At 63.7% G+C, this 19,159-nt stretch carries 18 protein-coding genes; 8 read left to right on the top strand and 10 right to left on the bottom strand.

Going from position 1 to position 19,159, the window contains the following annotated elements; genetic code table 11:
- Positions 1-6 precede the first annotated feature (6 nt).
- The gene (locus tag J5J09_RS11850; RefSeq protein ID WP_208550894.1) at positions 7-912 is read right to left on the bottom strand and encodes a LysR family transcriptional regulator; all 906 of its coding nucleotides are present in this window, start codon (positions 910-912) and stop codon (positions 7-9) included.
- Positions 913-1,044: 132 nt separating this feature from the next.
- Between J5J09_RS11850 and J5J09_RS11845 the strand changes: the two genes are divergently transcribed.
- Both J5J09_RS11845 and J5J09_RS11840 read left to right on the top strand, forming a co-directional pair.
- On the top strand, positions 1,045-2,619 hold the full coding sequence (locus J5J09_RS11845; protein ID WP_208553550.1) for a proton-conducting transporter membrane subunit: 1,575 nt from the start codon (positions 1,045-1,047) through the stop codon (positions 2,617-2,619).
- Between the two features lie 4 nt (positions 2,620-2,623).
- The gene (locus J5J09_RS11840; protein ID WP_208550890.1) at positions 2,624-5,029 is read left to right on the top strand and encodes a DUF2309 domain-containing protein; all 2,406 of its coding nucleotides are present in this window, start codon (positions 2,624-2,626) and stop codon (positions 5,027-5,029) included.
- Positions 5,030-5,090: 61 nt separating this feature from the next.
- Here J5J09_RS11840 and J5J09_RS11835 read toward each other — a convergent pair whose 3' ends face one another.
- The 3 genes from J5J09_RS11835 to J5J09_RS11825 all read right to left on the bottom strand — a co-directional run bounded on the left by J5J09_RS11835 (position 5,091) and on the right by J5J09_RS11825 (position 6,830).
- A complete protein-coding gene (locus J5J09_RS11835) occupies positions 5,091-6,110 on the bottom strand; it encodes a GlxA family transcriptional regulator (RefSeq protein ID WP_348646448.1) in 1,020 nt (339 codons plus the stop codon).
- Positions 6,111-6,289: 179 nt separating this feature from the next.
- Positions 6,290-6,523, bottom strand: coding sequence for a hypothetical protein (locus J5J09_RS11830; RefSeq protein ID WP_208553633.1), 234 nt, complete (start codon positions 6,521-6,523; stop codon positions 6,290-6,292).
- A gap of 88 nt (positions 6,524-6,611) precedes the next feature.
- The gene (locus J5J09_RS11825; protein WP_208550885.1) at positions 6,612-6,830 is read right to left on the bottom strand and encodes a hypothetical protein; all 219 of its coding nucleotides are present in this window, start codon (positions 6,828-6,830) and stop codon (positions 6,612-6,614) included.
- 109 nt (positions 6,831-6,939) lie between these two features.
- Between J5J09_RS11825 and J5J09_RS11820 the strand changes: the two genes are divergently transcribed.
- A complete protein-coding gene (locus tag J5J09_RS11820) occupies positions 6,940-7,839 on the top strand; it encodes a LysR substrate-binding domain-containing protein (protein WP_208550882.1) in 900 nt (299 codons plus the stop codon).
- A 47-nt stretch (positions 7,840-7,886) separates the two neighbouring features.
- Complete coding sequence (locus J5J09_RS11815) at positions 7,887-8,318, top strand: thioesterase family protein (protein ID WP_348646447.1); 432 nt, start codon at positions 7,887-7,889, stop codon at positions 8,316-8,318.
- A 4-nt stretch (positions 8,319-8,322) separates the two neighbouring features.
- On the opposite strand, the gene J5J09_RS11810 is transcribed toward J5J09_RS11815, so the two are convergent.
- Complete coding sequence (locus tag J5J09_RS11810) at positions 8,323-9,060, bottom strand: pyridoxamine 5'-phosphate oxidase family protein (protein ID WP_208550874.1); 738 nt, start codon at positions 9,058-9,060, stop codon at positions 8,323-8,325.
- A 76-nt stretch (positions 9,061-9,136) separates the two neighbouring features.
- On the opposite strand from J5J09_RS11810, the gene J5J09_RS11805 reads away from it, so the two are divergent.
- The 4 genes from J5J09_RS11805 to J5J09_RS11785 all read left to right on the top strand — a co-directional run bounded on the left by J5J09_RS11805 (position 9,137) and on the right by J5J09_RS11785 (position 13,562).
- Positions 9,137-10,546, top strand: coding sequence for a PLP-dependent aminotransferase family protein (locus J5J09_RS11805; protein WP_208550868.1), 1,410 nt, complete (start codon positions 9,137-9,139; stop codon positions 10,544-10,546).
- Between the two features lie 68 nt (positions 10,547-10,614).
- Positions 10,615-10,926: a metalloregulator ArsR/SmtB family transcription factor gene (locus tag J5J09_RS11800; protein WP_208550864.1), complete on the top strand. Its 312-nt coding sequence runs from the start codon at positions 10,615-10,617 to the stop codon at positions 10,924-10,926.
- On the top strand, positions 10,923-11,402 hold the full coding sequence (locus J5J09_RS11795; RefSeq protein ID WP_208550860.1) for an SRPBCC family protein: 480 nt from the start codon (positions 10,923-10,925) through the stop codon (positions 11,400-11,402). The genes J5J09_RS11800 and J5J09_RS11795 overlap by 4 nt, the downstream gene beginning before the upstream one ends.
- A 171-nt stretch (positions 11,403-11,573) precedes the next feature.
- Positions 11,574-13,562, top strand: a complete 1,989-nt coding sequence (locus J5J09_RS11785) for a restriction endonuclease (RefSeq protein ID WP_348646446.1) — start codon at positions 11,574-11,576, stop codon at positions 13,560-13,562.
- A gap of 470 nt (positions 13,563-14,032) precedes the next feature.
- Here J5J09_RS11785 and J5J09_RS11780 read toward each other — a convergent pair whose 3' ends face one another.
- The 5 genes from J5J09_RS11780 to J5J09_RS11760 form a co-directional block, all read right to left on the bottom strand.
- Positions 14,033-16,072 (bottom strand): ASKHA domain-containing protein, encoded by a 2,040-nt coding sequence (locus J5J09_RS11780; RefSeq protein WP_208550854.1) that lies wholly within the window; start codon positions 16,070-16,072, stop codon positions 14,033-14,035.
- A gap of 136 nt (positions 16,073-16,208) precedes the next feature.
- Positions 16,209-17,177: a methyltetrahydrofolate cobalamin methyltransferase gene (locus J5J09_RS11775; RefSeq protein ID WP_208550841.1), complete on the bottom strand. Its 969-nt coding sequence runs from the start codon at positions 17,175-17,177 to the stop codon at positions 16,209-16,211.
- 84 nt (positions 17,178-17,261) lie between these two features.
- Entirely contained in the window at positions 17,262-17,564 is a 303-nt protein-coding gene (locus J5J09_RS11770) for a virulence factor (RefSeq protein ID WP_208550836.1), read from the bottom strand.
- 96 nt (positions 17,565-17,660) lie between these two features.
- On the bottom strand, positions 17,661-18,458 hold the full coding sequence (locus J5J09_RS11765; protein WP_246745827.1) for a formyl transferase: 798 nt from the start codon (positions 18,456-18,458) through the stop codon (positions 17,661-17,663).
- A gap of 8 nt (positions 18,459-18,466) precedes the next feature.
- Complete coding sequence (locus J5J09_RS11760) at positions 18,467-19,114, bottom strand: exopolysaccharide biosynthesis protein (protein WP_208550832.1); 648 nt, start codon at positions 19,112-19,114, stop codon at positions 18,467-18,469.
- Positions 19,115-19,159: the final 45 nt, after the last annotated feature.

The following is a 19,159-nucleotide window of genomic DNA, read 5'->3' as shown; positions in this document are numbered from 1 at the left end:
GGCTATTTAGCGCCTGGAGCGGGTGGCGGTGTCGCGGGCCAGGCTGGTTTCCAAGAGCGGTTGGATCAGCGGGTTGGGGAAGCGGCGCTTCACGGTTACGGCATAGAAGGATTCAATCATGCCCGGCAGGGCATCGAATTCCACCAGCGTGCCGGCCTCCAACTCGCCCTTGACGACAATCGGCGGGAGGACGGCAAGGCCCGCGCCCTCGCGCGCCAGAAGACGCATCATCGCCATGTCGTCGACTTCCGCGGCAATCTGCGGTGTGATGCCGAGACGCGCGACCAGGGCTTCGAACTGTGAGCGCACGCCGCTTTCGAGCGTTGGCAGGATGACCGGGTGTTCCCCGAGCAGATCCGCCAGCGTCGCGCCCGGTTTGCCGTAGGACGGCTGGCCGATCAGGCTCACCCTCTGCTCATAGAGGTGCTGGGCAATGAAGGGCGTCATCGCGTCGGCCATTGGCGCCTGGTTGAGGAGGACGATGTCGAGGTTCAACGCTTCAAGGGCACCCAGAAGTTCGCTGGTGCTGCCCGAGCGCAGGATCATGTCGACGTCCGCGCGACCGAGGATCGGCCGCAGGAACTCCATCTGAAAGTTGCGGGATAGCGTTGCGAGCGCGCCGATGCGGATGGCGCGGCGGGTTCTGCCGGTTTCCTTCAGCGTCTCGATCAGTTCCTCGCCGGCCGAAAAAATCGTGTCGGCATGGTCAAGCGCGATGCGGCCGGCTTCCGTGAGATAGAGCTGGCGGCCGCGACGCTCGAACAGCGCATGGCCGAGCCGCTCCTCAAGCTGCTTGATCTGGATGGACAGGGCCGATTGGGAGAGATTGAGCCGTTCGGCGGCGCGCGTCAGGTTGCCGTCATGAGCAACGGCGCGAAAGTAGCGGAGGTGATGGTAGTTCAGCTCGAACATAGTTCTATTTTATAGAACGAATTTAGAGAAACAATGAATTTTTCTTGTGATCACGCAGCTGTTACAGGTCTGTGACATTGTCGCTGCCGCCTCCCAAGCAGCGGCCCAGCCTGGAGACTTCCCGTGATTCACATGCTGCCGCTTCTCGCGCCGCTGCTGCTTGCCGGCGCCTCGCTTCATGCCTTCAGAGCGCCGGGCCTGCGCCCGCGACTTGCCATCCGCATTGCGGAACTGGCTGCCCTCGGTTCGATCGTCGTTGCCATCCTGTCCGGTGTGATCCTCTACATCCATGGGCCTGGAACCAGCCCTGCCATCGGCTACAGCTACTTCGCGCTTGCCTCGCGGCTCGACCTCGTCAGCCTTGTCATGCTGCTGCTCGTCTCCTTCATCGGCTGGGTGGTGCTGCGGTATGCCGGCACCTTCCTTGATGGTGAAGCGCGGCAGGGGCCGTTTACCGGCTGGATGACGGCGACACTTGCCGCCGTCCTGCTGCTCGTCCAGTCAGGCACGCTGATGCAGCTCTTCCTCGGATGGGTTGCGACGAGCCTACTCCTGCATCAGCTGCTGCTCTTCTATCCGGAACGCATCGCTGCCCAGCGGGCCGCGCGCAAGAAGTTCATCGTCTCGCGCACCGGCGATGCCGCGCTGATCGGCGCCATCATCCTGCTCGCCGTCTCCTTCGGTACCGGCGACATCGCGACTATTCTTGCTGCCGCGCGGGAAGGCGAGGGACTGCCGATGACCATTGGCGCGGCATCCCTCCTTGCCGTCGCCGCGCTTCTGAAATCGGCGCAGTTCCCGACGCATGGCTGGCTCACCGAAGTCATGGAGACGCCGAACCCGGTCTCGGCCCTGCTGCATGCCGGTGTCGTCAATGCCGGCGGCTTCCTCTTGATCCGCTTTGCCGATGTGATGCTGCAGGCGCCTGTGGTGCTCGCGGTACTGGTCATGGTCGGCGGCTTCACGGCTCTGCTCGGCAGTCTGGTGATGCTCACCCAGTCGGCAGTGAAGACCTCGCTCGCCTGGTCGACGGTGGCCCAGATGGGCTTCATGATCCTACAGTGCGGTCTTGCGCTCTTCCCGATCGCGCTCCTGCACATCGTCGCCCATTCGCTTTACAAGGCACATGCCTTCCTTGCCTCCGGCTCGGCGGTCGAGACGGTTGCCTCGATCAAGCGTCCCGGTCCGGTCGCGATCCCTGACGCCAAGGCGGTCGGGCGCGCCTTCCTGCTGGCGCTTGTGATCTATGCCGTCATCGGGGTGCTCTTCGGATTTGCCGACAAGCCGCCACAGGCGCTCGCGCTCGGTGCGATCCTGATTTTCGGTGTCGCGTATCTCATCGCGCAGGGGCTGGCCGATGCCGCGCCTTGGGCACTGACCTGGCGCACCTCGCTCTATTCGGCTTCGGCTGCCACGGCCTACTTCGCCCTGCAGCGCATCTCCGACAAGCTGATGCTCGGCACGCTGCCGGCGACACCGGAGCCCGGGGCGCTCGAATGGACGCTGATGCTGCTTGCGGTCGTCACCTTCGGCGTCGTCGCCGTTGCCCAGTCGCTCTTCCCGCTCTGGGCCTATCATCCGGCGGCTGCGGGCCTGCGCGTCCACCTGGCCAACGGCCTCTATGTGAATGCCGTCTTCGATCGCCTGCTCGGTGGCTGGACGCTTCCGCGCACCACCTCCGCAATGCCTGCTTCCGTGAAGGAGTGAACCGATGACCGAGATGAACACGATCGACACCTTGCATGGCGAAGCGCTTGCCCGGGCGGCAGATCAGGCCGTGAGGGCGGTCCCGCCGGTCTGGCCGCTGACGGCGACCGTTGCCGTCAATCCCTTCCTCGGCCAGATCAGCGAAACACTGGTCCAGACCGCTGCCCGGCTTGCCCGGATCGGTGGCGTCCGGCTGGCTCTGCCGCGCAAGCACTATGCCGACTTGATCGCCAAGGGCGAGATCAGGGACGAGGATCTGGTCGCCGCACTTCAGGCGAGCAGGGTGGCAAGCCTGATCGACCTGCCCGCGTTGAAGGCAGCGGTCGCGAACGAGCCAAAGCCGATCGAAGCACTCCCCACGATTGCCGAGCTTGCCGCTAAGGCCACCTGCAAAGACTGGCCGGGGCTTGTCGCCGAGCGGATCGGTATCTTTGCGGCCGGTTTCTTCGATCAGGGACAGGCGCTCTGGGCGGCCTCTCGGCGCAACGGGCTCTATGCTGCCTGGCGTGCCTATGCCACCCATGACCTGACGCCCGAAATCATGGGGTTGAAGGGCTTCAGCATCCATGTCGACGAAACACCGGAGACGCCTGAAGGAGCGATCGAGCGGGCGGCCGGGTCGCTCGGTCTTGGTGCCGAACCTGGCACCTATTTCCATCAGTTGCTGCTCACCGTCGGCGGGTGGGCGCAGTATGCGCGCCACATCCAGTTCAAGGCCGAGGTCGAAGGCCGGACGGACACCACGGCGCTTGAATTGCTCGCCATCCGGCTGGTCTTCGAGGAGGCGCTTTACGCTCGGCACAAGACTGTTATCGAAAGCGAGTGGCAGCGGGTGCGGCGGAGTCATGCCGAGCCGGCCAGCCCTGACCTCGATGCCGTCATCGACGGGCTGCTCCAGACGGCGGCCGAGCGGGCGGCGCAGCGCAGGCTTGCCGAAAAGCTTGCGGCACCCTCGACAATCAAGGTCGCCGAAGTGCGGCCTTTCTTGCAGGCGGCTTTCTGCATCGATGTGCGCTCGGAGGTTTTCCGGCGCGCGCTCGAAAGCGTTGATCCGGGTGTTCGCACGCTAGGCTTCGCCGGCTTCTTCGGTCTCGGTGCCAGCCACAAGGGTTTTGCCTCCGACGTTGCTGAGCATCGTCTGCCGGTTCTCCTGAAGCCCTCCGTCTTCAGTTGCAGCGCTGTCGATCACGACCATGATGCCGACCGGCAGGCGCGGTTCAGCGCTCGCGCGACCCGCGCTTGGGGCCGGTTCAAGCTTGCCGCCGTTTCGTCCTTCGCCTTTGTCGAAGCAATGGGTCCGGTCTATGCCGGAAAGCTGTTGCGGGACGGGCTCGGATTCGGCAAGGGCAAGGGGCCGGATGTTGCCAAGCCGCGCTTTGCTCCAAGCCTGGACCTCGATACGCGGGCGGTCGTCGCTGAAACGGTACTGAAAGCGATGTCGCTGACGGACGGGTTCGGCCGCTTCGTGCTGATCGCCGGCCATGGCGCCAATGTGGTGAACAACCCCTATGCGAGCGCCCTTCACTGTGGCGCCTGCGGCGGGTATGCCGGTGACGTCAATGCGCGTCTGCTGGCCGATCTCTTGAACGATCGCGCCGTGCGGGAGAAACTGGCGTTGAACGGGATCGCCATTCCGGCCGACACCGTCTTCCTCGGCGGCCTGCATGATACGACGACCGATAGGGTGACGCTGTTCGAGGACGACCTCGAGGACGACATCCTGCCGGAAGACATCGTCCGCATCCGCCAGTGGCTGGCCCAGGCGGGCAGCCTGACGCGGGCGGAGCGGGCACAGCGTCTGCCGAGGGCGGCATCAGAGGGTATCGTCGCGCGCAGCAAGGACTGGTCGGAAGTGCGGCCCGAGCTCGGGCTTGCCGGCTGCCGCGCCTTTATCGCGGCGCCGCGTGCCCGGACAGCCGGCCGGTCGCTGGAAGGGCAGGCCTTCCTGCACGACTATGTCTGGAAGAAGGACAAGGGCTTCAAGATCCTCGAACTGATCCTGACGGCGCCCGTTGTCGTTGCGAGCTGGATCAGCCTGCAGTATTTCGGCTCGTCGGTTGCTCCTTCACTCTTCGGTGCCGGCAACAAGCTCCTGCACAATGTCGTCGGTGGCATCGGTGTCGTCGAGGGGAATGGTGGCAATATGCGCGCCGGGCTTCCCTGGCAGTCAGTGCATGACGGCGAGAATTTTGTCCATGAGCCGCTACGGCTGACGGTTGCCGTCGAGGCACCGAAGGAGGCGATCTCAGACATCCTGACGCGGCATGCGCAGGTTCGGGCGCTGTTCGACAATGGCTGGCTGAGCTTTTTCACGCTCGGCGAGAACGGACAGATGGAATGGCGTTATGCCGGTAACCTGACATGGGTTCCTGTGTCTGGCGCAGCACCGACGCTGGCTGCGGCGGAATAGGCACGGATATGGGCTGTTCCTGCGGTGGCGGCGCGGAACGTGCCGCCACCCGCCACGCGGTTCAGACCACCACGCCGGTCCGGTTGGTCGACTTGATCAGCTTGCGCTCGGCGCGCTCCTGCTGCGGCGAGCGGTTGTAGAGCTCGCGATAACACTTGGAGAAGTGCGAGGCGGAGACGAAGCCGCAGGCGACGGCGACCTCGACGACCGGCATCGACGACTGCACCAGCAGATGGCGGGCGCGGTCGAGGCGGATTTCGAGGTAATAGCGGGCGGGAGAGCGGCCCATTTCCTGCCGGAAGAGCCGCTCGATCTGTCGACGCGACAGGCCGGCATCGTCGGCGATCTCGAGCAGCGACAGCGGCTCGGCGAGATTGCTCTCCATCAGCTCGATGATCTGCAGGACCTTGGAGTTCTGGACGCCGAGGCGGGCGCGCAGTGGCAGTCGCTGGCGGTCGTGGGCGTTGCGGACGCGGTCGGTGAGGTGCTGCTCGCAGACCCGGTTGACGAGACCCTCGCCGAAATCCTGGCCGATCAGGTTCAGCATCATGTCCAGCGAGGCGGTGCCGCCGGCGCAGGTGTAGAGATTGCCGTCGACCTCGTAGAGATCGGCATAGACCTCTGCCTGCGGGAAATGCTCGGCGAAGCCGGGCAAGTTTTCCCAATGGATGGCGCAGCGCTTGCCGTTCAGCAAGCCGGCTTCCGCCAGGACGTGGGCGCCGGTGCAGAGCGAGCCGATCGCGACGTTGCGGTTATAGGCCTCGCGCAGCCAGGCGTTCACGGACTTGTTGTGGAATTCCTCGACGTAGATGCCGGAACAGACGATCGCCATGCTCGGGCGGTTCTCGCCGGTGAGGAAACGGCGCTCGTCGGCAAGGGCTGTGTTGACCTCGATGCCGATGCCGGAGGAGGAATAGACCTTCTGTCCGTCGACCGAGGCAAGCCGCCATTCATAGGCCTGGTAGCCCAGCATGCGGTTGGCGATGCGCAGTGTCTCGATGGCGCCGGCGAAGGGCAGCAGCGTGAAATGCGGGACGAGGAAGAAAACCAGTGAGCGTTTCTTGGACGGTGTCTTGTTCATGGCGAAGCCCATACCCGCGTTGATACGACATTCCTTGCTTGGAACGTGTCGGCTCGGTAGTCCAAGAGCGACATTAGCATGGAAATCCGCGCCGGATTAGGGCAGCGATCGGCAAAATCGCGACATTTTTTTAATGACGACGGCGCGCGGGTGCGGCGCGCGCCATCGGTCCGTGTTTTTCACATGCGGGCGAGACGGCCGCGTGGCGACCGGCGATCATCGGCGGCGGCGCTCGGCCAGCCAATATCCTTGCAGATATCCGCCGGCAGGGAGGCGATCAGCCGCTCGGTGCGACGGTTGAGACGCCACACGCGGAAGGCGTTTATGGCATCCGCGATAAAAGCGAGAGAATCGGCGACCTTGCGGCCGTGCGGTTCCCGCAGGGCATCGGAATGGAGTGGAGCATAGGTCATGGCATTTCACCTCTCGTAACGGTCCGGCGTATCGGACGGGATCGATATGCGCTTTGGCATTCAATCAATCAAACGAATGTTTCTTATCTTATTCATCACTTTCCGTGATGTGATTTCGCCCGCGTGGCTGCGTGCCAAGCGGTGCAACGTCGTCCAGCAGGTGCGCCGGCAGGCGTGACAGTTCGTCAGACGTCGCTTTTCGACCAGTCGCCGACCAGGGATCGAAGGTCGAGGACGTGGGTCGCAATCCGGACAGGGCGGCGGCAAGCGACGCTGTCAGGCCCGTGGATGCGGGGATCATGATCATGGTTGCTCTCCTCTCTCGGTTGTTCAGGAGAGAAGAATGCGCCCTGATTGACATTCAATCAAACGCAATGATATGGTCTTATGGTTCAATAAAACTGATGGTGACGGTCATGACCCTCTCGTTCCGCCAGCCGCTTCCGCTGCTCGACAACGACGTTCTGAGAACCTTCGTCGCGATTGCCGAAAGCGGCAGCTTCTCGACGGCAGCAGACCTCGTGTTCCGCACCCCCTCGGCCGTCTCCATGCAGATCAAGAAACTGGAGGAGCAGCTCAATACGGCGCTCTTCCTGCGCGACGCGCGGTCGGTGCGGCTGACGGCGGGCGGCGAGACGCTGCTTCCCTATGCGCGGCGCATGCTGGCGCTCTCCAACGAGGCGGTCAGCCGGTTCCGGATGCCGGATATGCAGGGCGTCGTCCGACTCGGCGCGCCCGACGATATCGGCGAGCGGTTCATGCCGAACATTCTGCGCCGGTTCGCGGAGGTCTTTCCCTCGATCATGGTGGATCTCACCGTCGACACCTCGGGCGCTCTGAGACGGCGGCTGCAGGAGCAGCGGCTCGACCTCACCCTCGTCAATTGCTCGCCGGGCGTGACCGCGCTCGACGGCGAGGTGGTGATGAAGGAGCAACTCGTCTGGGCGGGCGCCAAGTGCGGCACGGCGCATCTGCGCGAGCCCCTGCCAGTGTCGATCTGGGAGGATGGCTGCTGCTGGCGGGCCGATGCCCTGACGCGGCTCGACAAGGAAAAGCGGGCCTACCGGATCGCCTACCTCTCGGCCCACACCATGGCGCAGCGCGCCGCCGTGATCGCCGACCTCGCGGTCGCGCCGCTGCCGCGCAGCTACCTGACGGACGACATGACGGCGCTCGGCTCGCGCCAGGGTCTGCCGGAACTCGGCGCGTTCGAAGTCAGGCTGCTCAGAAGCGAGACGAAGAGCGAGCCGGTGGAGGCTGTCGCCGACAGCATCCGTTTCGCCTTTTCCGAGATGTCGGCGCTCGCCGCGGCCTGACCGGTTTTCCCGACAGAGATTCGATGACAGACAGACCCGGAGGGACCGTGGACACGACACCGCGCCTTGAGGATTTTCCAGGACGTTCCTACGACAAGCTGCGCTACGGCGACACGGATCGCCAGGGCCATGTCAACAATGCCGTCTTCGCGACCTTCATGGAGACGGGCCGCGTCGAACTCGTCTACAGCGGCGAAAAACCGCTGCTGGAGCAGGGCTTTTCCTTCGTGCTCGCCAAGATCGATATCAACTATCTGGCCGAGGTTTTGTGGCCGGGGACGGTGGAGATCGGCACGCGGGTGGCGAAGGTCGGGAATTCCTCCGTCACCATGGAGCAGGCGCTGTTCCAGAACGGCACCTGCCGCGCGACCGCCACCAGCGTCGTCGTGCATTTCGACGAGACGAAGCGGAAGTCGCATCCGTTCAGCGAGGCGCAGCGGGAGGCGATGCGGCGGTGGATGGCGGCGACGACGGGCTAAATGTCTAACTAACGTTACGTCGGCCCGCCTCGTATTTCGCCTGCGCCTCGGTCAAGACCTCGTCCAGGCGGCGGCCTTCGCGGTGGCCGGCGAGATAGCCCGGAAAAGGCACGCCTTCCGGAACCTGCGGGGAGGTTTCGGGCGTGCCCAGAACCGTGCTGACCGGGATGATGCCGGCCCAGACGGGGAGGGCGAAATCGGCTTCGTCGTCGCCGACCTGGCCGGTGCGGACCTTTGCCGTCGCTTCCTCGATCTCCATACCGATCACCATCGTGGCCTTCACCTCCTGCAACTGGTCTGCACGCATCTCGGCGGTGCGGCCGGGATAGAAGCGTTCGACGACGGCCTTGAGCGCGTTTGCCTTCTCGTCCGGATCGTCGAGGATGCGGGCGGTGCCGAAGCACATGGCGGAGCGGTAGTTGGCGGAGTGGTGGAAGCCCGAGCGGGCGAGCACCAGGCCATCGAGATGGCTGACGGTGAGGCAGACGGGTGTGCCGTTCTTCAGGTGGCGCAGCATGCGGCTCGCCGAGGAGCCGTGCCAGTAGAGCCGGTCGCCGTCGCGCCAGTGGATCGTCGGCGTGCAATAGGGCTGGCCGTCGATGACGTAGGCAACGTGGCAGAGAAGGGCCGCGTCAAGGATCGGGTAGATCGCGGCGCGGTCGTAGCTGCCGCGCTCGTGCAGGCGTTTCACGCGGCTTCTGGGCGTGACGGGGAAGGTTTCAGGCTTCGGCTGGTCGTTCATCGGTTTCTCGCTTGCTTCGCTTGCTGATGTCCGTCAGAGCTAGCAAAACCCATTGGTCTGAAACAGGTCCACTTTCATGGCTAAATCGCGAACCAATCATCCCGACTGGTCGATCTTCGTGCCCGTTCTTCCGGAGAAGGGGCCGCGACCGCAGGCGCTTTACGCCGAGATTCGCCGACTGATCGAGGAGGGGCGGCTTCCGCCCGGCTCCAAGCTGCCGACGACGCGCGATCTCGCCGCGCGGTTCTCGCTGGCGCGGGGCGCGGCAGTAGTGGCCTACGAGATGCTGGTGGCGGACGGGTTCGCGGAGGCACGCGTCGGGGCCGGGACCTATGTGGCGCGGGTGGTGCCGACCGTTGGCGGCCTTGTGGTCCGCGAGCGCAAGCGGCCCCCGGAACCGCAAGGACCGCTGCCCGGCGCGCTCGGCTGTTCGACGGCCGACGAGACGACGATCCGGACCTTTCGAACGCTGCTCAACCGGCACCTGACGCAGCCTTCGGCGCGGCATTATCACTACGGCCAGCCGGCGGGCGGGGAGGATCTGAGGATCGAGATCGCCGCCTATTTGCGCTCGGCGCGCGGCGTTCGTTGCGAGGCCGACCAGGTGATCGTGACCTCGGGGACGCAGCAGGCGCTCGATCTTGTGATCAGGTCGCTGTTATCGCCCGGCGATGCGGTGTGGATCGAGGACCCGTGTTACCCGATGGCGAGGGCGGCATTTTCGGCGGCGGGCATGCGGCTTGCCGCGGTGCCTGTCGACGGGGAGGGGCTGGACGTCGCGGCCGGCGAGCGGCTTTCGCCGGATGCGCGGGCGGTCTACGTGACGCCGTCGCACCAGTTTCCGCTCGGCGTGACGCTGACGATGTCCCGGCGGATGGCGCTGATCGACTGGGCGCGGCGCAACGAGGCCTTCGTGATCGAGGACGACTACGACAGCGAGTTCCGGTTCTCCGGCCCGCCGCTCACTTCGCTTCAGGGAATCGATGGCGATGGCCGGGTGATCTACATCGGCACGTTTTCCAAGACGCTGATGCCGGGATTCCGGATCGGCTATCTGGTGGTGCCGCGCGCGCTGGTCGGGCGGGTGCTGGAGGTGCGGCAGCTGACGGACCGGTTTCCCTCGACGCTGTTCGAAAGCGCGCTCGCCGAGTTCCTGCGCGACGGCCATTTCGCCTCGCATGTGAAACGGGCGAGGCGGCGGGTGAGGGCGGCGCGAGATGCTCTGGTCGAGGTGATCTCTGGCGCGGGCGTGTCCGTCGGCGTGCCGGATCAAGGCTTGCACTTGGTGGCGGAGGTGCCGCCCGAGGGGAGCGATGTCGAGCACGTGACGCGGGCGGCTGAAGTGGGCTTCGGTCTCAGGGCCTTGTCGACAATGTATCACGGCGACGAGACGCGGCAGGGGCTCGTCATCGGCTTTTCCGGTTTTCCGGCGGATGTCCTGGCGTCAGCGGCCGGACGATGGGCAGCCAGTCTGGCAAGGCGTTAACGCAGACACCGTCTCATAAAGCGAAAATAGCGGTTGCAAACACCATAAGCTTGAACTTATCATAAGCTATGACTTATCCGAAGGCACTGATAACCGCGCTGGCGGACGATACACGGCGGCATCTGTTCGAAAGGCTGGCGGCAAAGCCGTCATCCGTGGCGGATCTGGCGCGGGCGCTGCCGGTGTCGCAGCCGGCGGTGTCGCAGCATCTGAAAGTGCTGCGCGAGGCCGGGCTGGTGACGCACCACGAGGAAGGACGTCGGCGCATCTATGCGATCGACCCGCAGGGGCTCGGCCCGTTGCGCGCCTGGCTCGATCAATTCTGGGATGAACAACTGGCCGCCTTCAAGCAGGCGGTGGAACGAGAGGACGAGACATGACGGTCGGAATGATCAGCCCGGCGCCGGTGCGGAAGGTGTTCACGGTCCAGGCATCGCAGGAGAAGGCGTTCGACGTCTTCACGGCTCGCATGGGCGACTGGTGGCTGAAAAGCCATACGATCTCGCCGGCCGGACAGAAGGCCGTCGTGGTGGAGCCGTTCAGCGGCGGACGCTGGTACGAGATCGGCCATGACGGCAAGGAATGCGAGTGGGGCAAGGTGCTCGACTACAGCCGGCCGGACCGCCTTGTGCTCGCCTGGCAGATCAGTGCCGAATGGGCCTACGATCCGCAGCTGCTGACGGAGGTCGAGGTGCGTTTCGTCGTGGTTTCGGCATCTGAGACGCGGGTGGAGTTCGAGCATCGCAAGCTCGAGAACTACGGCGTGGTGGCCGACAAGGTGCGCGAGGTTCTTGGCTCGGACGGCGGCTGGACGGGACTTCTGGCGGCGTTCGAGAGCGTCGTCTTGGCCGGATGATCCTGGCGCCCCGGGGGGTAGACTTTCGCGTTGGCGCTGGCGGCCCAGAGGGAGATGAACGGGCGGAGCATCTCAGCTGCGCCGGCGTGGCTGTAAGGCCTGATCGACTGCGTCTTCCTGCCGGGGGTCACCTTCCCGTACATCGAGGGCAAGGCCCTGCCGAAGCCGCTGATGGCGAGGCGCAAGGCGCGGGTGGTGATCACCTCGGACACGCCGACCTTCGTGCTGAAATGGGTCTACGGCAATGGCTGGGTGAAGGTGCTGCGGCGGCAGAACCTGGCGTTCTGCGGATTCGGGGATTTGAAGGTGAGATATTTTAGTCCGGTGCGCGGGGCGAAGGAAGGAGGCGCCGCTTCAATACAAAAACTGGTTAGCCACTGGACGCGCAACCCAGGATTTGCTTCTCTCCAATTGCTACTTCAGGGGGGACATGCAATGGTTCAGGTTTCTTATAGTTCCAGATATATCAAAGCATTGAAGGTCGGTAAGATCGAGGCAAAATGGAGTGCCAATGGTCAGCGCATCTTGCGCTATTCAATCGATTTTTGGCAGACTGAACTGGGCCTTCACAAACAGGTCAGCGCTCCCGAGATTTACCTTCTTCAGATTAAGGTTGGAGAGCTGCTTGACCGGTGGGACAGGCTTGCCGATGAGCATTATCGTAAGTCTCGGCTCGCCGCCAGCAAGGAAGCCTGCGATGCGATGACAGCGGAAGCAAGCGCGAAGTTGCTCGCTGTCAGCAAGATCCTCGACTGGACCCTCAGCCGCAATGATCGGGTTGACTGGGAAAAGTTGAAAGACAAGTCATCTTACACCGGTCCCATGTCTTTTAACGTGCCGCAACCTTCTCGCACACCTATCGGCGAGCCGATCTTTTTTGATCCTCATATCTCCTTCTGGGATGTCATTTTCGGCCGGCGCGCCAGGAAACAGGCGCAGGCTCGCGCGCTCTACGAAGCGGACAAGGAGGACTGGAAACGGAAGACGGAGGAGGCAATCGCTCTTCACAACGCCAAGGTCGACGAGTGGCGCCAAGCAAAAGAACAGTATGAAGCCGACTGCAAGCGGAAGCGCGATGAGTTCGTGGCCGCCCAAGATGCAGGCAATTCGAAGATCGACCAGCTTGCTCGGGACGTTCAAGCGGGCGACCCGAGAGCTGTAATCGAGCACGCTAGTCTGGTTCTCGATGCGTCTGACTATGGAGAGCTCTTCGAGAAATCCTACGAACTTGATTATCAGCCCACTCCAGCCAAGCTGCTTCAGATTGAATACGAGCTTCCATCTCTCGATAAAATGCCGACGCTGAAGTCGGTGAAATTCACGCCCTCGACGGGAGAAATCAAAGAGACGCATCTGTCAGAAAGGGAGCAAAAAGCGAACTTCGATTTGGCATGCTACCAGATTTGCCTGCGCACTCTCCACGAGCTCTTCGAGGCCGATGAGCACGGGAACCTTGAGAGCATCCTTTTCAACGGTTTTTCGACGAGCGTGAATCGCGCCACTGGCAAGGATACCCGTAGCTGCATCATGTCCGTTCTCGTCACGAAGGCAGAATTTGAGCAGATCGATCTCGGGAGAGTGGACCCGAAGGCATGCTTCAAGAGCTTGAAAGGAGTGTCAGCCTCGTCTCTCGCGGCCCTGGCGCCGATCGCCCCTGTCATGGAAATGAACAAGCAAGACAAGCGCTTTATCGATGCGAAGGAGGTCATCGCAGGCCTCGAGACCGCCACCAACATTGCCGCAATGGACTGGGGTGACTTCGAGCACCTGATCCGTGAGCTGTTCGAGAAGGAGTTTGCCTCCAGAGGGGGCGAGGTAAAGATAACACAGGCAAGCAGCGACGGCGGTGTGGATGCCGTAGCGTTTGATCCGGATCCGATCACTGGCGGGAAGATCGTCATCCAGGCGAAGAGATATACAAAAACTGTTGGGGTATCGGCCGTGCGGGATCTTTACGGAACAGTGCAGCATGAAGGAGCTTCAAGAGGCATCCTGATTTCGACCGCCGATTATGGGCCCGACGCGCATCAGTTCGCCTCGGGCAAGCCGATCAGTCTATTTTCTGGCTCGCATCTTCTCCATCTACTGCAGAAACATGGATATAACGCGAAGATTGACCTACAGGCAGCGCGGAAGGAGCTAAACCTCCGGAATAGCTGAAGCTGTCCCGGAGGCCGCTGGTCCCAGGGATTAGGTCCGGTGAGTTTTGGTTTAATGGCAGTGAACACGTCCCGCTTTGTTCTCCATGTGGCAACACTGGCCAGGCGGCGAGCTCTTACGGCAACCCCCGCCATGTGCATGCGCCGGTGTGATAGCGGAAGCGAGCAAGGCCGATGCCAGTAAAAAGCGAATACTGATCATGGTCCCCTCCGAAACGTCAGAGGCAACCATAGCAATCAACGCTAGTATGTCGAGAAAGTTGAGCGAGTAAGGTTAAATCGCGCCAAGGGCGCCGGCGATCTGCGGGTCGGCAGAAACCGGCACTACGAGGGGTAGCATGGCGATTAGGTCCAAAACCACCACTTCAGCTTAATCACTGCCCATTATCCGCTTTCGGTGCACGGTGGAACTGATCTGAATGGCCTACATGAAAGTGCAAGGCTGCTTTCATAACAACCTCACATCAACTCCTACTCCCTCGACCGCCGCCGCCTGCGACCACCACCCTCACCATCACCCTCCGCCAAGATCTTCCGCTCCGGCAGCGTCACAACGCTTGAAAGCTTCGGGAACGGATCGACCTTGTTCGGGAGCGCCATGGCGTCGATGAAGAGTTGCTGGAAGTGAGGTTCCAGCGCGGTCTCGATCTTTTCGATGCGCTTGACCGTGTCCTCGATCTCGCGGCGGTAATCGCGGTTGAGGAGGGCCATCATCGCGCCGGTGCCGGCGGCGTTGCCGACGGCTTTCACTTCGGCGAGGTCGCAATCCGGGATGAGGCCGAGGACCATGGCGTATTTCGGATCGATGAAGGAGCCGAAAGCGCCGGCGAAGCGGATGGTGTCGACAGTTTCGACGCCCAGCTTTTCCATCAGGAGCTTGATGCCGGCATAAAGCGCTGCCTTGGCGAGCTGGATGGCGCGGACGTCGTTCTGGGTGACGGTGATCTTCTGGGCGCCGTCGTGCAGGAGGTAGGAGAAGGTGCGGCCGTTTTCGAGGATGCGGTGGCTTTTCGCGGCCATCGATCCGTCGACCACGCCGTCGGCGGAGATGACGCCGGAGAGATACATTTCCGCCACGACCTCGATGATCGCCGAGCCGCAGATGCCTGTTATGCCGACCTTTTCGGCGGCTTCGGCGAAGCCGTCTTCGTCGGACCACTGCTCGACGCCGATGACCTTGAAGCGGGGTTCGAGCGTTTCGGCATCGATGCGGACGCGTTCGATGGCGCCGGGGGCGGCGCGCTGGCCGCAGGAGATTTCAGCGCCCTCGAAGGCGGGGCCGGTGGGCGAGGAGGCGGCGACGGTGCGGTCCCTGTTGCCGAGCACGATCTCGGCATTGGTGCCGACGTCGACGAGCAGCATCATGCGGTCCTGGCGATGCGGTCCCTCGGACAGCGTCGCGCCGGCGGCATCGGCGCCGACATGGCCGGCGATGCAGGGCAGGCAGTAGACGCGGGCGCCATGGTTGATCGCAAGATCGATCTCGCGCGACCAGGTGTGCACGGCGCCGGACACGGCGAGCGCGAAGGGCGCCTGGCCGAGTTCGGTCGGGTCTATGCCGAGGAAAAGGTGGTGCATGATCGGGTTGGCGACGAAGACGGCGTCGAGGATGTTGTTCGGATCGACGCCAGCCTCCGTGCAGACCTTGACCGTCAGCTCGTTGATCGCCTGACGCACGGCCTTGGTCATGGCTTCGCGTCCATCAGGGTTCATCATGACGTAGGAGACGCGGCTCATCAGATCCTCGCCGAAGCGGATCTGCGGGTTGGAGGCGCCGGAGGAGGCGATCACGCGGCCGGAGAGCAGCGAAACGAGGTGCATGGCGATCGTCGTCGAGCCGATGTCGCAGGCGATGCCATAGGCCTCGTTGTGCAGGCCCGGCCAGAGCGCGATCAGGTTCGGGCGCGAGCCCTCGAGGTCACGGTGAATGGCGGCGGTCACGCCCCAGTTGCCCTTGCGCAGGATCTTCTGCACGTCGGGCAGAAGGTGCTGGGCGACGAGGATGTTCTGCCAGCCCCAGTCCTTCTCCAGCATGACGTTCAGGCGGTCGAGATCGCCGAGCGGCTTGTGCATGTCGGGTTCGTCGACCTCGACATAGCAGAGCTGGATCGCCGGGTTGCGGTCGAAGGTGCGGTCGGTGGCGGCCTTGCGGATCACCTGGGCGTTGACGACGGTGTCCTGCGGCACATCGACGACGAGGTCGCCGAGGATCTGGGCCGAACAGGAGAGGCGGCGTCCCTCGGGGATGGTGCGGACTTCCGCGTAGCGCCTTTCCTTCGGGCCGACCGGGGAGATGTGGTCGTTGGCGGAGACGATCTGGTGCTTGGCGAAATTGCCTTCCTGCACCTCGATCTGACAGCGCCCGCAGGTGGCGCGGCCGCCGCAGACGCTTTCGACATAGACGCCGAGCGAGCGGGCGGCTTCGAGCACGGTGGTGCCGGTCGGGAACCGGCCGCGCTTGCCGGAGGGCATGAAGAGGACGAGGTGGTCTTGCGAGGCAGTTTCGGTCATGTCGATCTTTCCGGCGTCTTCAAGGAACGCGATCCAGATTGTTGAAATTGGCCGTTCCCGATTGCCGAGAACGAAAGATCACCCGAAGGCCGAGCCTGCGGGTGATCGTGTTGTCAGATGATGCCTGGGATGGTCATCATTCGGTTGCTGCACCACCGCCCACGCGAGCCGCTCGGCCGCCGCGGCGGCCGCCGCCGGCGGAGGCCGCGGCAGGGGCGGGTGCCGCGGCATGGCCGCCTTCGGCCGGCTTGTAGTCGCGGTAGGTCTTGATCCAGTTGTAGCAGTTCTCGTCGGTGCCGTTCAGAACGTTGGCGGCGCGCACGGCTTCCATCTCGGCCGGGCGGCAGGGGTTCATGATCGCCGAGGTCATACCGGCGCCGATGACCATCGGGATGAAGCCGGCATTGATGCCATGGCGGTGCGGAAGGCCGAAGGAGATGTTGGAGAGGCCGCAGGTGGTGTTGACCTTCAGCTCCTCGCGGAGACGCCGCACGAGCGCGAACACCTGCAGACCAGCCGAGCCGACGGCGCCGATCGGCATGACCAGCGGGTCGACGACGATGTCGTGCGGCTTGATGCCGTAGTCGGCGGCGCGCTCGACGATCTTCTTGGCGACGGCGAAGCGGACGTCCGGGTCCTGGCTGATGCCGGTCTCGTCGTTGGAGATCGCGACGACCGGAACGTCATACTTCTTGCAGAGCGGCAGGATGGCTTCGAGCTTTTCTTCCTCGCCGGTGACGGAGTTGATCAGCGGGCGGCCCTTGGCGACCTTGAGGCCGGCCTCGATGGCGGCGGTCACGGAGGAGTCGATCGCCAGCGGGATGTCGACGAGGCCCTGGACGATTTCCAGCGTCTTGACGAGCAGCGGCGGCTCGGTCTCGTTCGGGTTGACGGCGGTGACGCCGGCATTGATGTCGAGCATGGTGGCGCCGGCGGCGACCTGCTCGAGGGCGTCCTTGATGACGGTGTCGAAATTGCCCTCGATCATCTCGGCGGCAAGCTTCTTGCGGCCGGTCGGGTTGATGCGCTCGCCGATCACGCAGAAGGGCTGGTCGAAACCGATGATGATTTCGCGGGTGGCGGATGCGACGATGGTGCGGGTCATGATCTTCTGGGTCTCCGTCGTGGCGTGGAGGTCTGTCTCCGGGCGCCGGTCAATCTGTGTGATGGCGTGGGCAGGCTGGCGCGGTCAGGCCGCGTCGCGACCTCCAGCGTGGACGAGCTTCACGAGGCGTTCCTTGTCGTAGGCCGCCTCGATTTCGGCGGCTGCCTTGTCGGCCTCGGCTTCAAGGTCGTCGCTGACCGAAACCGGATCGGCCTTGCGCCATTCGGCGAGGTACTCATCCGTCTCGGCGGCGCCGGAGCGCATGGCGCACATGTCGATCGCTTCGGTGAAGCGCAGCGAGAGCTCACGCTTGGCCGAGGTGCGGCCCTTCTTGACGATGACCTGGGCGGGGATGTCGCGCCAGTAGACGATGATCCTGTCGGCCATGAAATTCCTCCTGCTAGCGCGAGAATGCACCGCCCACGACCGATGGACTGCGCTTTAGACGACGTCGCGAACAACAAAAAACGACGCGGCGGGAATTTACCAGACGCGGCGTGTCACGGCGTACCAAATCCACAGCCAAATCGGCGGCGGGAAGCGCAGCGCGGAGACGCCTTCGCTCGGAATCGTGCGGGCCGTGCCCTTAAGGATCGATCCGAGGGTTTGGGTCAACGCGGGGAGCGCGACCGCGGTCAGCAGAAGGGGGTAGGTGGAGATGTTGTCGCGGTCGGTCGGGACGGTGCGGACTTCCGCTAGCGTCGCGCCGGTGTCCGTGCCGGCATCGACCAGATGGATCGTCGCGCCGAAATTCCCCCGGTCGCCCAGGGCAAGCGACCAGTAGCCGCCCATCTGGCCGCGGTAGGCGGGGTTGATGCCGGCATGCAGGTTGACGATCGGGCAGCGGATGGCCGCAAGCGTCGCGGGTTTCAGGAGCCGCGTGCTGACGAGGAGGATGACGGCCGGCGTCAGGTCGCGCAGGCTGTCGAGGCAGGCATCGCTGTTGACATCGGGAACCTTGATGATTGCCACGTTCGGCGGAAACTCGGCGCGCAGGCCGGTTGACTGGATGATGCGCTGGACCCGGTCGCGCGAGGCAAATCGGAGAAGCTTGGCCAGCGCCATCGTCGCAAGCTGGCCCGATGCGTCGAGCCATCCCCTGGCGCGGGCGCGTCGCCTCAGGATTTCGCCCTTGGCTTCCGGCGTCTCGACGATGACATGGATGTCGGGGAAATGGGACGCCAGCGCGCAGACCACAAGGCGGGAATTCTGTCCGCCATCCGTCATGACGACGACCCGTCGTGCCGCGGCACGAACGTCGACTAGCCCAGCTTCGACCATCAAGCCCCTCAGAAAACCAGGTTCAGCAGTGCTCCGGCCGTGAAGACCACGAAGCCCGCAAGCGCAATCGTGGCAAGACCTATCACGCAACCCGCCAGAACTCCAAGGCCATCGCGCTCGGAATGCGCAAAGCCGATAATCGCGAGAGCAAAGGCCGGCGGCCAGTTGCCGAGCGGGATGGGCAGGACGACGACCACGGCAAGGATCAGCGCATAGATGCCGAGCAGACGTTCGGCCGACCGCGACTCGAGGAACCAGAAGCGCGGCCTGACCCAGTTTTCCGCCCATTGCAGCCAAGGTCCAAGGCGACGGACGATGAGCTCGAAGGTCTGGCGGTCGATTCGGTAGTCGCCGATACGCTTCGGCAGGACGACGCGCCCATGGGGCGAGGCAAGCATCTGCCACGCCACGAAAACGAGTGGCAGACCGATGATCAGCGTGGCGCCGGGCGGCAGCGGCACGAGATTGGGAAGGGCGAAGACGAGAAGAAAGGCGCCGAAGGAGCGATCCTGCAAAGCGATCGCGATATCACGGACGCTGATCTTGTCGCTGCCGGTCGCGGCCAGACGCTTCAGGACCACCGACAGGTGTTCCGGATGATGACGCTCGGCGGTTTCGGCATACGAACCATTGATGGCATGTGCTCCGTCGGTCATGGCTCCCCCCATATTGTTCTTGTCGACGTCTCCCGATGATGGCGA

The sequence above is a fragment of the Ciceribacter sp. L1K22 genome (assembly GCF_017599385.1).
In the GTDB taxonomy this organism is placed as follows: domain Bacteria; phylum Pseudomonadota; class Alphaproteobacteria; order Rhizobiales; family Rhizobiaceae; genus Allorhizobium.
This window is presented reverse-complemented; position numbering and strand designations above follow the sequence as displayed.

Excerpts from the sequence above, each read along its gene's own strand:
- J5J09_RS11850 (WP_208550894.1), bottom strand. The coding sequence starts at position 912 with ATGTTCGAGCTGAACTACCATCACCTCCGCTACTTTCGCGCCGTTGCT.
- J5J09_RS11845 (WP_208553550.1), top strand. The coding sequence starts at position 1,045 with ATGCTGCCGCTTCTCGCGCCGCTGCTGCTTGCCGGCGCCTCGCTTCAT.
- J5J09_RS11840 (WP_208550890.1), top strand. The coding sequence starts at position 2,624 with ATGACCGAGATGAACACGATCGACACCTTGCATGGCGAAGCGCTTGCC.
- J5J09_RS11835 (WP_348646448.1), bottom strand. The coding sequence starts at position 6,110 with ATGAACAAGACACCGTCCAAGAAACGCTCACTGGTTTTCTTCCTCGTC.
- J5J09_RS11830 (WP_208553633.1), bottom strand. The coding sequence starts at position 6,523 with ATGACCTATGCTCCACTCCATTCCGATGCCCTGCGGGAACCGCACGGC.
- J5J09_RS11825 (WP_208550885.1), bottom strand. The coding sequence starts at position 6,830 with ATGATCATGATCCCCGCATCCACGGGCCTGACAGCGTCGCTTGCCGCC.
- J5J09_RS11820 (WP_208550882.1), top strand. The coding sequence starts at position 6,940 with ATGACCCTCTCGTTCCGCCAGCCGCTTCCGCTGCTCGACAACGACGTT.
- J5J09_RS11810 (WP_208550874.1), bottom strand. The coding sequence starts at position 9,060 with ATGAACGACCAGCCGAAGCCTGAAACCTTCCCCGTCACGCCCAGAAGC.
- J5J09_RS11805 (WP_208550868.1), top strand. The coding sequence starts at position 9,137 with ATGGCTAAATCGCGAACCAATCATCCCGACTGGTCGATCTTCGTGCCC.
- J5J09_RS11800 (WP_208550864.1), top strand. The coding sequence starts at position 10,615 with ATGACTTATCCGAAGGCACTGATAACCGCGCTGGCGGACGATACACGG.
- J5J09_RS11795 (WP_208550860.1), top strand. The coding sequence starts at position 10,923 with ATGACGGTCGGAATGATCAGCCCGGCGCCGGTGCGGAAGGTGTTCACG.
- J5J09_RS11785 (WP_348646446.1), top strand. The coding sequence starts at position 11,574 with ATGGCGAGGCGCAAGGCGCGGGTGGTGATCACCTCGGACACGCCGACC.
- J5J09_RS11780 (WP_208550854.1), bottom strand. The coding sequence starts at position 16,072 with ATGACCGAAACTGCCTCGCAAGACCACCTCGTCCTCTTCATGCCCTCC.
- J5J09_RS11775 (WP_208550841.1), bottom strand. The coding sequence starts at position 17,177 with ATGACCCGCACCATCGTCGCATCCGCCACCCGCGAAATCATCATCGGT.
- J5J09_RS11770 (WP_208550836.1), bottom strand. The coding sequence starts at position 17,564 with ATGGCCGACAGGATCATCGTCTACTGGCGCGACATCCCCGCCCAGGTC.
- J5J09_RS11765 (WP_246745827.1), bottom strand. The coding sequence starts at position 18,458 with ATGGTCGAAGCTGGGCTAGTCGACGTTCGTGCCGCGGCACGACGGGTC.
- J5J09_RS11760 (WP_208550832.1), bottom strand. The coding sequence starts at position 19,114 with ATGACCGACGGAGCACATGCCATCAATGGTTCGTATGCCGAAACCGCC.